The sequence below is a fragment of the Roseomonas sp. BN140053 genome, assembly GCF_047690175.1.
Taxonomy (GTDB): Bacteria; Pseudomonadota; Alphaproteobacteria; order Acetobacterales; family Acetobacteraceae; genus Roseomonas.
Genome location: NZ_JBLLEB010000067.1, coordinates 1 through 10,833, shown reverse-complemented (window position 1 = coordinate 10,833; position 10,833 = coordinate 1). Strand labels below are relative to the sequence as shown.

Here is a 10,833-nt window from a genome sequence, read left to right as displayed (position 1 = left end):
CCCGGCAGCGGCGGGCCGCCTTCCAGTGCAGGAAGCCCCGGCCAGAGGCCATGCCCGCCGCCAAGGCGAAGCCCAGGTGAGTTTTCCCTAGCCCGGTCGGCCCGCCGATAAACATGCGGGTCGTGTTCGTGACCAGCTCGCCCAGCAAAGGCTCCGGCACCTCAATGTCACGCTCTAGCCATGCCGGAGTGCCCAGCAGCTCGTCTAGGCGAAGCCGCGGCGCGGCCTCCGGTGCCCCAGCTTTCACCCGTTCGACCGCGTCACCCAACGCGTCACCTGGCGTGTCAGGTGACGCAGGCCCTGACGCAGCATGCCGCTGTTTGCTCGGCCGTCCGCGGCCCTGCCAGCCATGCGCCTGGGCGAGAAAGAACACCGTCCCCGCGCCCAGCTTGTTAGGCGGTGAGCCGGTGTAATGCGTCCAGCGATCAACGCACGCTTCCGGGTCGTGCTTGGTCGCTTGGGCGCTCCAGGCAAGCCAGGCGTCCAGCCCCTCCGGTGCGCCGCCCGTGGCACGGAAAACGGCCATGCCCAGCCGGTTCCATTCTTCCCACGGGAGTTCCGCGTTCGGGATGTGCCGGAGCGCGTCCGCCACGTCCTCCAGGGGCGCTTGCGCCTGGCCGGACGCCTTCGGCGCGCCGTCGCCCAGCTTCCCCAGGCCGGCGGCTTCCACGGCCTCCCGCAGCCGCTCCAGCGCGTCTGTTAGCTCAATCTCGGCCGAGGTGTTCGAAACCGTACCAACGGCCATGCGCGGCCAGCTCTTGCGGTTCCAGCTGCCGGGCCAGCGCAGCGGGTGCGCGAGCGGCGCAGCGGAGCGGTCCGCCCCCACCAGCACGGCCGCCAGCCAACGGGCCTCCCGCAGCCGGTCGTGATCCTCCGGCGTGCGCGTCGGTTCGGTTAGCCGCCAATGAAAATGGGCCTTGTCGTGCAGCTCGCCCGTATTCGGGTCTGGCCAAGTGCCACCGGAGGTAAGCCCGTAGGTAACAGGCCCCAGCAGGCTTTCCAGCGTGGCCAGCGCGCGTTGCGGGTCGCCCGCGTCCACCTCCACGGACAGCGCCACACCATTAGCCAAGTCGGCCGTTTTCGCGCTGCGGGCGGTGCTGAATGTGGCCACCGGAGGCGCAAAGACCGCCGGCTCCGGCGTGTTCGCGGCCTTGCCGGCCACGGCCGTGGCCCGCTCCACCAGGCGCGCTAGGTCGCCGCGCACGGGGACGCCTTCCACATGGACGGGAGGCCGCGCGCGGTCCCGCTGGTCAAAGGCCCGCAGGCTAATGAATGTTCCTTCGTCCGCGTAGCGGAACAGCGCGCCCACGAAAGCTGCCAGCTCATCGGCCGAGGGGCGCAGCTCCGTCCCGGTCACAGCCAAGCCCGGCGGCAGGATGGCGTTCACCGGCCTGCCTCCGCGGTGAGGCGCTTATGGCAGGCTAAGGCGTCCGCCAGCTGCGCAAAGGCGAACACCGCCCCGCCACCCTGTTCCAGCGTCGCCGCTGCCAGCGCCAGGCCGCGCGCGTCGGGCCAGGTGGTGCCACGGTCATGCGTCACGACAGCTGATAGACCGGCGGGTGTGCTGGTGATGGCTGCCGGGTCGGGCTGGAGCGGCGGGCGGGCCAGCGCCACCAGGTAGCCATATCCGGGCATGCCAGGCAGGCTCTTGCCGATGTGAACGCGGGCAATAGCGCCAGGAAACGGAACGCTTTTCGTCATGGGCCTTCCTCACGGAAGCACCCCAGGCGCGGACGCCCATTGCATAACCGCAAAACGCATGCGATTCTTCGCACGTCCGCTGCGGTCGCAACGGATACCCCGTGCCCCGGGGTACTTAGTTCAGCGTTTTGAAGCCCGCCCTGCCGCCAAGCATGGGGCGGGCTTCGTCGTTCAGGGTAGGCATCACCGTGCCTCCCCGCATAGCCCCGCCTAAGCGGGTCGGGCGCTCCAGCCTTCCTCCAGACGCACCTCCGCCGGGTCCAGCACTCCGGCCTCAATGGCGGTTTTCCAGCTCGCCCAGCGGGTTTGCGGGTCGCCCCGCAGCAGGCCGGACAGGTCCACCGTCAGCGTCGCGTCAGCAGCTCCGGTGCCTAGCAGGGAGCGCGCGGCCTCGGCCTCCACCTTGCGGCACCAGTGCGAAAGCGTGCCCTGCGCGAAGTAGCGAATCAGGGTCTCCGAATTGCTGAAAGTGGAATGGCTGTTCTCGTTGATGACGGCGCTCGGCACGCCAAACAGCCGTGCCACTTCCTCCACGGAGAACCGCCGGGAGCCCAGCAGCTCCGCGTCCTCGGGTGAAATGGCCATGGGCGCCCAGGTCGCGCCGTTCTCCAGGATCAGCACCGCGCGTGAGTTTCGGGTGCCGGTGACTTCCTTCCGCAGCCGGTCGCGCACCTGCTGCGCCTGCTCAAACGACAGGCTTTGCGGGAAGCTAATCACCCCCGAAGGCGTCGCCCCGTTCCGCCAGCCGTTGAGCGAAAAATCCTGCACCGCGAGGGCGTTCTGGATCACCGCTCCAGCACGGGAAATACGCGAGATGCCCACCAGCCCGTCCGGCCCGGTTCGGTCGCGGAGGTGGAAAATCTCGTACTCGCGGAAGCGCCGCGGCTTGCCGCCGTAGCTGCCGGACAGCGAGTCGTATTCGGACACGTCATAGACCACGGCACCGCTGGCCAACCGGACCATCTGCACCGCGTGCCAGGGCACGGGCCACAGGGCAGCGGGCCGCCCGGCGCCGTCGTGCTCGATGCGCAGCAGCCCGTTGCCCGTCAGCAGCACGGAGGCCAGCAGGGTTTGCACCAGGTCCGGGCCGGTCATGTGCGGGTTAGGCCGCCGAAAGAGGCGCGCCACGGGGTGCTCCGGCGCTTCCACGCGGCCGCCGTTCACCAGGCGGTGCAGCAAGATCGGCTGTGCCGCGATGGTGCCGGCAATGGCATCCACCGCAGCGCCCACGGCGGAGAAGTTCTCCGCCAGCGTCGTGCCATAGGCAGCACGTGCGCCGCCCTCGCCCCAGGCGGCCGGGAAGTCGGCCGGCGTGAGCGCGCGCACCTCGGGCACCAGCAGGCCGCGGAGGCGGGACAGAACACCCATTACAGCAGCCCCCACGCGAGGCTCCGCGAGCGGTTGGCATGCGCCAGGCTGCGGGCGGTGATGGTGGTGGCCGAATAGGCCGGGAAGCTGTGAACCACGCTGATTTCCACCAGCTCCACGGCCCGCAGCTCGCGCCGGTCACGCGCGGGCCAGGCTTCATCCTTCACCCGGAAGCCGAAGCTCATGCCGCCCAGGTCGCGGCGCTCCGCGAGGGCCAGCACGTCCCGGCCCAGCTGGGTCTCCGGCAGGTCCAGCGCGAACTCCAGCCCCCGCGTGTCCTCCGCCAGGCGCAGGGTGCCGGAGCTGGTGCGGGCCAGCAGCCGGCCGGGGTCGTGGTCCACCAGGGCCAGGATATCGCCCCGCCCTGCCAGGGAAGCCCGGAAGGCCCCCGCCCGGATGGTCTCGGTGAAGCTGCCAACGGCGGCAGCTACCCCGAAAACGGCTGCATAGCCCTCCAGCCGGCGGCCGGAGGCGCGCAGCTCGGCAGCGGCGCGACACTCCAGGCCATCGGGGAATCGCGCCGCCGCGGTCACGGCTTCACCACGCCAGTAATGCGGGCCATGGCAGCCGGCCGGGCCAGCGCCACGTCCGCGCGCATCCACAGCACGAAGCCCACTTGCCCCGTGTCCGCAAAGCGCTCGTTGAGCACGCTAATCGTAAGGGCCGTCCGCATGCCCACGAACACCGTGCTCCAGTCGCCCAGCACCATGGAGGAAGCTGCGTTGCTGGTGCCCTGCGTCTCGGTGACGCTCAGGCTGGTGGTGGTGAGCAGCGGCACACTGGCCAGCCGCGGCGGCAGCTGGAGCGGCTGGCCGGCGGTGTCCACCAGCCCGTAGATGGCGCGCGCAGTGCGGGGGTGCGCCACCACGGCCGTAACGGTGCCGCTATTGGCCGTTTCCAGTGCCAGCACAGCGTCCAGCACCGGGCCGTACCCAAAGAGGGCGGAGCCATTGGTGCCCATGCTCACGGTCTGAATGCCGGGGGTGTTGACCACGCCCCGCGGCTCCGGCCCGGTGCCGCTGCCGGTGAGCACGGCGCGATCCAGCGCCAGGCCAGCGGCCGCCGCGAACACGTTGCGGAGCTGGGCGTCTGTGTTCTGCCCGTCCTCCAGCAGCTCGCGCGAGCACCGCACGATCAGCGCCCAGGATTTCGCGGTCATCGTCACCGCATCAAAAGCCGGCTGGTCCTCCACGATGGGCGCATTCTCGTTGCGCCAAGCGCCCTCGGGGTCCTCCACCACGCGGGCAAAGCGCAGCGTCTGCGAGGTCATGGGGATGGTGCGCGCGCCAGCCCGGAAGGCCACGCTGCTGGAGCGGGCCAGGTCGATCACCTCCGCCGCCAGCGGCGTGGGCACCAGCGCACCGCCCGTGCCAATGCTGCCTTCGGCCAGCACGCGGCGCTCCAGCTCGGTTTGCGGGCCGAGATAGAGCGCGCGCAGGAAGCCGCCCACGCCTAGCTCAGAGGCGCGGTTTTCACTGGCCGGCACGAAGTCCGCCAGGCGGTGCCGGGCCTCCAGCACGGGCACGCGGTCGCCGTGCTGGGTCAGCAGCGTGGCACCGTCGAAGGCGGCCGGGGCAGCACTCGGAGCACCGGAGAACACGCGGACTTCGCGCGCCGGGAGGCCTGCGCCAGTGCCGGCGATCACGGTTCCGGCCTGGCGCCGCTCCGCTTCCTCGGCCGCTTCGGCCATGGCCAATGCCTGCTCCACATTGGCGTACTGGTTGGCCAGCTGCGCGTCGCGCGTGCGCAGCTCGGTCAGCTTGGCATCGTCCGGGGCCTCGGCCACGGCCAGGGTAGCAAAGCTATCCTTGAGGTCAGCGCGCTCGCGGCCAATGGCTGCGCGCCGTTCGAGAAGTTGCAGGCGGGTCATGCGGATTCTCCGTCATGGGGAAATAACCGCCTAGGGCGGGAACCGCAGAAAACGCGCGCATCTCAGTGAACCTTGGCCAGCGCATGAGTCCTGCGCAGCGCCGAAAGGTCGCAGCCCAAGTCCTCCAGCATTTGATCCACGGGCAGCGTGAGGATCGGGATACGGATAGGGTCAGTCGTCGCCGCCAGGTCGGCAGGCGAGACCCATTGCACCACTGGCTTGCGGCCCTTCCACGCCACCAGCAGGGAGCGCGCGCCGCCGTCCGTGGCCCCCTTCGCAGCCTCGGCCGCGATGGTCACAACGTGGCCGAGGCTCATCAGCTCGGCATTCGTCAGGAGCCCCACCAGGTAAATCCCCACGACACTGCGCACCGTTAGCCAGCCGGGCTCGGCCGGGCTAAACGGCCCCATGGCCAGCCCCTCCAGCGTCTCCGCGTCGAGGTTCAGCGCCACGCAAACCTCGCCCAGGCTCACCAGGCTATCGGCTGGGATGGGCTGGATTTCGGAAGGCATCAGGTTGCCTCCGCGAGAGCGGCAATCAGAGGCTCAAAAATCGCGTCGAGGTCGAAGTGCATCGTCAGCCGCGCGCCGGGCTCAGGTGCGTTAGGGAGAAGGTCCTCGTTGATGAGGATGGATACCTTAGAGTCCGCGCGGTCAGGCACGCCGTAGTAGCGCAGCACCACCTCCCGCACCGGCTTGCTGCTGTCCCGTGTCCGCAGCCACATATCCGCAAAACGGTGCGCGGCCGGTGCGTCGAACTCCGGAGCGTCCACCCCGCCCATATGCTTCTGCCAAAGCAGCGCGCAGGCCAGGGCATCTCGCAGGGTCAGCATACGCATGCGCCCCCTCACACCGCCGGTATGATCGAAGGCATCGAACATCCCGCGTTCCGCCCAGGTGCCGATGGTGGACTGCTTCATGTGCAGCGCCCGCACCACGTCGCTTGAGGGAAAGGGGCCGGGCGGCAGGGGTACGGTCGGCATGGTGTGCCTCACTTGTCTCGCCCGAGATTTGTAGCCGCTGTCCGAGGAAAGCTCAAGCGGGATTAGTGAGGGGAACGGCGGTGCAGCGGCAGCGGAGCCCCGAAGTATTCGCCCCCGCCAGGGCGGCCGGCGGCGGGGTGCCTGGCAAGTCCTCGCGGGAGGTGTGACTGCCGGGCGGGGCCAGCCGGGCATGGGGACTTGCCGGGGACTATGGGAGGACTGCGGGAGCCCCCCGATAAGCAATGTTATGTCAAAACGCGGCCGTGGGGGCCGTAGCAGCAAAACGGGAACGCAGCCTAAGCTGGGCAGTAGCGCACTCCTGGAACCCACATGCGGTACAGAACCTCAACTTTAGGCTCTCGCCCCTAATGCACTCAGATTTAATCGCTGCAGTTGACTACGCGGTCTCGATTGCAACATCCGGCAGGTGGGCTGCCCTCAATAAGAAAATAGAGCACTACGCCGGAACCTCCGAGGCAGGCAGCCACCGGCACTTTCCTCTATTCTGTAAATTGGTTTTCCGTATGTTCAGCGAATATCTAATGCTAAAAAAAGCCTTCTATGAGCCGAGTATAGACGATTTGTCACTCATCGCATGGCGAGCGCGAAATCTCTTAGAGTTAAGAGTGTGGGCGATCTATTTTTGCAGCGACGAGGAAAGTGCACGCCGCATTGACGTGGACGCTGGCCGGGATGCAAGAGATATTCTGAAAGCTATGATAAAGTGGGGAAAAGAGACGGGCCAGCCCGAAGGCTGGGCAGCCCCATTCGATGATGCCGAAAGTATTTTGACTCAACGAGCGTCACTATTCGGCTTTAACTTAGATGGTCCCTACAAGGCCGTAAGCGCAGCCGCAAAAGAGTGCGGGCTAGAGGCTGAATTTGCTCTTCAATTCAAGTTACTATCAAAATTTGCTCATCCTACAGCAATGCAAATTGCGGGAACTGTGAATGCTGTCGAGGAACAATTCCGGGAACTACTCTTCAGCCGTGGTTGCGCTCTTTTTTCCAACACATTCGACCATCTCGAAAACTATTTGAGCGGTGATGGCCCGCCATGGGTGAACACGAAGGGATAACTTATTTCACCTCAAGACGTGCCATGGGAACCGTTAGCGGCGATGCAGCAAAGCCCGCAGCGCCCGCGTAAGGGGTCCGCCGGCCATCCATTCCCGCAGCTCCACGTCCGCCCGCTCAGCCCGCTCGCGCTCCGCCTGGGCCTGCTCCCGCAACACCTTTGCCTCACCCTCTGCCGAGGCCGCCTGGACCCTAGCGGCCTCGCGTTCGCGCTCCGCCTGCTCCAGCCGTACTCGCAGCTCAGGCACCACGGCTGCGGCGGCTTCCGCCCGGTCCAGAGCCAGGCGAAGCGCCGCAGCCTCGCCTTCTAAAGCCTTGATTGTCCGATTTTCGTCATCGGGCAGCCCCGGGACAATTTCGGTCTGCCTGGTGACAACCATCACCGGACTGCCCCCGGGCAACTGTCTGGTTCGGAAGAATGCTTCCGGGACAGCGACCCGCACTGTTCCATCGTTCCCATCCTGCCTAGGCCACCGCTTCCGCCGCGTCATACGGATCGCGGAGGCTCGATCTATGCCCCGAATGTCCGCGATCTCGTCATAGGACAGCCACCGGGCAGCCCCAGGGCTAGACTCGTCCGCCATCCCAGCTCCCCATAATTTGCCCTAGGGCTGCCCGGTGACAGCCGCCCCCGGACAACCTCTAGGCAGCCTAGTCCGCCAACATCATTCCCGTGAACAGGTAGGTTGGCGCGACTGGCTGCCGGGCAGCCTCAGCAACCGCCAGGATGGCCGCGATGGCCGGGTCAATCCGGCCGCGGGAACGGGCCTTCTCTGCCTTGCGGTTGCCCGCGGGGTCCGTGGCAATGGCGATATTCGCCACCGCCCAGCGCAGCAGCGGGTTGCCGCCGTGGCGCAGCTTCGCGTCTAGCACTGCTGCCTCAAAGCCGGACAGGGCGGGGGCCTGGTCCTTGAAGCCCATGCCGATTGGCTTGAGCGGGAGTCGGATGCCCTCGCGCTCCCACTGCTGGGTGAGGTCGTTGAGCATCCAGCGGTCCGCCGCGATGCTCACCAGCTCCAGCCCGTCCATCTGGCGCGCGATCCATTGGCCCAGCCAGGCGCGATCAATGGCCCGCCCAGGCATCTCCACCACGTGCCCGGCCGCCTGCCATTGCCGATAAGGCGCGGCGTCATCTTTTCCTTTGGGCTCGAAACTGGCGGTTGGCAGGAAGGCCCAGACTTTCAGAGTGCCCGATGCCGGCCAATACAGGGAGAAGGCGGTGAGGTCCGCCGGGCCGGCGGAAAGGTCCAGCCCGCCGAAACATGGCCCTTCGGGTGCAGCTGTGCCGGCACAAGCATCCCAATCCGCCGGCCCGATAAACCGATCATCGGCCGTCACCGGCTGGTTTAGGACATAAGCCCGGAACGGCGCTTCCTGGCTCGGAAGCCGCTGCGCTTGGCGGGCCTGCACCTCGATATCTGCCAGGCGCACCGCGTCTGCGTCCGGATTAGCCAGCAGCCAGGTTGCGGGGTCCCATGGGTCCGCGTCGAGGGGCGCACTCCACACGAAAGAGGCAAAGCTGGAATCCTCCAGAATGCCCTCCCGGACTTGTGCGCCGTATCGGATTAATTCTTCTAGCGGGTTATCCGGGTCCGGGCTGCGGGTGGAAATGATAATGCCCAGCGGCTCCGCGTGGGCACCCTGGCCGCTGCGGAGGGCGTCCAGCAGCTCCCGGTTTCGCCACTGTGCCACTTCGTCGGCAATAAAGGTTACGGGGCTGGTGCCGTGCGCCTTCCGATGGTCGGAAGATGCCGTTGAGAACACAGAGCCGGTCTCGGTGTCCTCAATGGTTTTATTCCATTCCCGGAATACCAGCCGCCCGGCCATTTCCGGGTCCGCCAGGGCAAAAGCCTTGGCTTCGTTGTAGATGATGCCGCCTTGGTTCCGGTCGGCCGCGGCCGCGATGATCTGCCCGCGTGGCACGGCTTCCGGGCCAACCAGGTGACAGAGCGCCAGGCCAGCCGTCAGGGTGGATTTCCCGGCCTTGCGGCCTAGGGACAGTAGCGCCGTTCGCACCGGCCGCCGCCCGGTCGAATCGGTCGCGTAGATGGCTGCCAGTGCCTCCCGCTGCCACGGCCGGAGCACCAGCGGGCGGCCCGCGTGGGCGCCGCTGGTGATGGTCAGGCGCTCCAGGAAGGCCATCACCCGCTCAGCCCGGCTCAGGGCCTCCAGGGACGGCCTAGGAGGCGTTGGGGCAGGGGTGGTGGCCCGGCGGCGCACCGGACGGGCACCAGGCCCCCTAGTGCCCATGGCGCGGCCCTTTCGATGCCAAACTAACATTTTTCGATGGGTGAGGGGCGGTCTGGCCGGCCAGCTGTGGGCGATTGTTGCTTGCCGGGGCGGCCGGGGAGGTGTTCCACCAGTGCCCCTGGTCCCGCGGGGTGCCCCTGGCATCGCAGCCCCGCAGCCGGGGCTCCGCCGTGCCCCGCCGCGCCTGGTGGCAGTGCCAGCACCGGCCGGTCAGGTTGGCCAGGTCGTCCGCCCCACCCTGGCTGCGCGGGACGATGTGATCGGCCACCACGCTGCCCCGGCCGCAGCCGGCCGTAGTGCAGAGCGGGTGCGCGTTGAGCACCACCAGCCGCAGCCGCCGCCAGTGCGGGGACGAATAGAAGGGGTCCCGACTCATGCGGTCCTCCAGCTCTATGCCCGGCGAGGCGTCCAGGAGGACGGGTCCGTTAGTGAGTCAGGTAGTTCGGGCGCCGCCGCGTCAGCGTCAGTCCCCCTTATAGGGGGGGACTGACGTGACGTGACGCGGACGGAGGGGTGCCGTGTCAGCTATCGCGTCAGTTGGTGTCAGTACTGACGCTGTTTGGCAGCCAATACAGGTTGCCGTGCTGGCAAAGCTTTCCCTTATCTTTCAATTCGTTGAACATCTTGTACCGCTTTTGCCGGGAAGCCGGCGTCAGCTTCCCGTCAGTATCGGTTTCAATGCGGCCTTTCTTCAGCAACCAAGCCCTAAGTTGGTCGTGCGTCAGCGTCAGTACTGACGCGCCGGGGGCGTCTGGACTGGAGCCTGGCACAGACATTCGCTGGGGTCCGTCAGGCCCCTCGGACATGGCGAACCGGGCAACAATGTCCCCGTGCCATCCGTGTTCGGCTGGCGTCAGGGTGACGCGCCGGGCTGCCCCTGACGCGCTGGGGTCCGCCCCTTCGGCTGCCCAGGCGTCGTCAGTCATCGTCAGGGTGACGGTTTCGAAGTCCGCCCGGTTGGATGGCTTCCGCCGGCGGGCCTTCGTCCACTCCAGCGTGAAGGCGATATCAGCGGCGGTCCGCTCCAGCTTGGTCAGCAGCCCCACGGCGTCGAACTGCCATTCCTTCGTCTTGGTGCCGTAGAGCTGCCCCGTGTTGTGGCCGGTGTGGTCCAGCCAGATTTGCGCGATACGCTTGCGGGTGAGTTCCTTCACCAGCGGCATCGTCTTCGTCCAGGGCTCTTCCTCTTTCATGTCGCCGCACAAGAGGGACATGCGGTTGTCGAAGAACACCGCATCCACCCCGCCTAGCATCTCGATCAGCTTGAGGATGAAAGCCTGCCCGCCATCTGTGTTTAACGGCTCCAGGAAGCCCAGTTGGGGGAAGCGCTTAGCCAGGTCCTCGCAATCCTCCGCGCAAAGCACGAACAGGCCGGAGAGGTCGGCACCCGTCATGCGGCGCGCGAGGTCCCGCAGGCGCTCTTGCACCAGGTCGCGCGACATCTCGCCGTCGATGTAGAGGACCCGGCAGCGGCGGGCCGCCTTCCAGTGCAGGAAGCCCCGGCCAGAGGCCATGCCCGCCGCCAAGGCGAAGCCCAGGTGAGTTTTCCCTAGCCCGGTCGGCCCGCCGATAAACATGCGGGTCG

12 protein-coding genes are annotated in these 10,833 nt (G+C 67.2%); 1 reads left to right on the top strand and 11 read right to left on the bottom strand.

The window, feature by feature from the left end:
- The 7 genes from ACLIBK_RS25010 to ACLIBK_RS24980 all read right to left on the bottom strand — a co-directional run.
- On the bottom strand, positions 1 to 1,387 hold a 1,387-nt coding region (locus ACLIBK_RS25010; RefSeq protein WP_415390023.1), incomplete at its 3' end, for a PriCT-2 domain-containing protein.
- Positions 1,384 to 1,635, bottom strand: coding sequence for a hypothetical protein (locus ACLIBK_RS25005; RefSeq protein ID WP_415390022.1), 252 nt, complete (start codon positions 1,633 to 1,635; stop codon positions 1,384 to 1,386). The genes ACLIBK_RS25005 and ACLIBK_RS25010, both read right to left, overlap by 4 nt.
- Positions 1,636 to 1,911: 276 nt before the next feature.
- Positions 1,912 to 3,069, bottom strand: coding sequence for a phage portal protein (locus ACLIBK_RS25000; protein ID WP_415390021.1), 1,158 nt, complete (start codon positions 3,067 to 3,069; stop codon positions 1,912 to 1,914).
- Positions 3,069 to 3,602, bottom strand: coding sequence for an HK97 family phage prohead protease (locus tag ACLIBK_RS24995; protein ID WP_415390020.1), 534 nt, complete (start codon positions 3,600 to 3,602; stop codon positions 3,069 to 3,071). Before ACLIBK_RS24995 ends, ACLIBK_RS25000 begins: the two co-directional genes overlap by 1 nt.
- A complete protein-coding gene (locus ACLIBK_RS24990) occupies positions 3,599 to 4,939 on the bottom strand; it encodes a phage major capsid protein (RefSeq protein WP_415390019.1) in 1,341 nt (446 codons plus the stop codon). The genes ACLIBK_RS24995 and ACLIBK_RS24990 overlap by 4 nt, the downstream gene beginning before the upstream one ends.
- Positions 4,940 to 5,001: 62 nt before the next feature.
- A complete protein-coding gene (locus ACLIBK_RS24985) occupies positions 5,002 to 5,451 on the bottom strand; it encodes a hypothetical protein (protein WP_415390018.1) in 450 nt (149 codons plus the stop codon).
- The gene (locus ACLIBK_RS24980) at positions 5,451 to 5,921 is read right to left on the bottom strand and encodes a hypothetical protein (protein WP_415390017.1); all 471 of its coding nucleotides are present in this window, start codon (positions 5,919 to 5,921) and stop codon (positions 5,451 to 5,453) included. The genes ACLIBK_RS24985 and ACLIBK_RS24980 overlap by 1 nt, the downstream gene beginning before the upstream one ends.
- 524 nt (positions 5,922 to 6,445) lie before the next feature.
- Between ACLIBK_RS24980 and ACLIBK_RS24975 the strand changes: the two genes are divergently transcribed.
- Positions 6,446 to 7,000: a hypothetical protein gene (locus ACLIBK_RS24975; protein ID WP_415390016.1), complete on the top strand. Its 555-nt coding sequence runs from the start codon at positions 6,446 to 6,448 to the stop codon at positions 6,998 to 7,000.
- Positions 7,001 to 7,033: 33 nt separating this feature from the next.
- On the opposite strand, the gene ACLIBK_RS24970 is transcribed toward ACLIBK_RS24975, so the two are convergent.
- From ACLIBK_RS24970 to ACLIBK_RS24955, 4 genes are all read right to left on the bottom strand, one after another.
- Positions 7,034 to 7,381, bottom strand: a complete 348-nt coding sequence (locus tag ACLIBK_RS24970; protein ID WP_415390015.1) for a hypothetical protein — start codon at positions 7,379 to 7,381, stop codon at positions 7,034 to 7,036.
- A gap of 268 nt (positions 7,382 to 7,649) precedes the next feature.
- Complete coding sequence (locus ACLIBK_RS24965; protein ID WP_415390014.1) at positions 7,650 to 9,140, bottom strand: terminase large subunit; 1,491 nt, start codon at positions 9,138 to 9,140, stop codon at positions 7,650 to 7,652.
- A gap of 97 nt (positions 9,141 to 9,237) precedes the next feature.
- Complete coding sequence (locus ACLIBK_RS24960) at positions 9,238 to 9,624, bottom strand: HNH endonuclease (RefSeq protein WP_415390013.1); 387 nt, start codon at positions 9,622 to 9,624, stop codon at positions 9,238 to 9,240.
- A 157-nt stretch (positions 9,625 to 9,781) separates the two neighbouring features.
- Positions 9,782 to 10,833 (bottom strand): AAA family ATPase (locus ACLIBK_RS24955; protein WP_415390012.1); only part of this gene is annotated, 1,052 nt, incomplete at its 5' end.

Bases quoted from the DNA above. Each gene is read 5' to 3' on its own strand.
- ACLIBK_RS25005 (WP_415390022.1), bottom strand. From the start codon at position 1,635: ATGCCCGGATATGGCTACCTGGTGGCGCTGGCCCGCCCGCCGCTCCAG.
- ACLIBK_RS25000 (WP_415390021.1), bottom strand. From the start codon at position 3,069: ATGGGTGTTCTGTCCCGCCTCCGCGGCCTGCTGGTGCCCGAGGTGCGC.
- ACLIBK_RS24990 (WP_415390019.1), bottom strand. From the start codon at position 4,939: ATGACCCGCCTGCAACTTCTCGAACGGCGCGCAGCCATTGGCCGCGAG.
- ACLIBK_RS24985 (WP_415390018.1), bottom strand. From the start codon at position 5,451: ATGCCTTCCGAAATCCAGCCCATCCCAGCCGATAGCCTGGTGAGCCTG.
- ACLIBK_RS24980 (WP_415390017.1), bottom strand. From the start codon at position 5,921: ATGCCGACCGTACCCCTGCCGCCCGGCCCCTTTCCCTCAAGCGACGTG.
- ACLIBK_RS24975 (WP_415390016.1), top strand. From the start codon at position 6,446: ATGTTCAGCGAATATCTAATGCTAAAAAAAGCCTTCTATGAGCCGAGT.
- ACLIBK_RS24965 (WP_415390014.1), bottom strand. From the start codon at position 9,140: ATGGCCTTCCTGGAGCGCCTGACCATCACCAGCGGCGCCCACGCGGGC.
- ACLIBK_RS24960 (WP_415390013.1), bottom strand. From the start codon at position 9,624: ATGAGTCGGGACCCCTTCTATTCGTCCCCGCACTGGCGGCGGCTGCGG.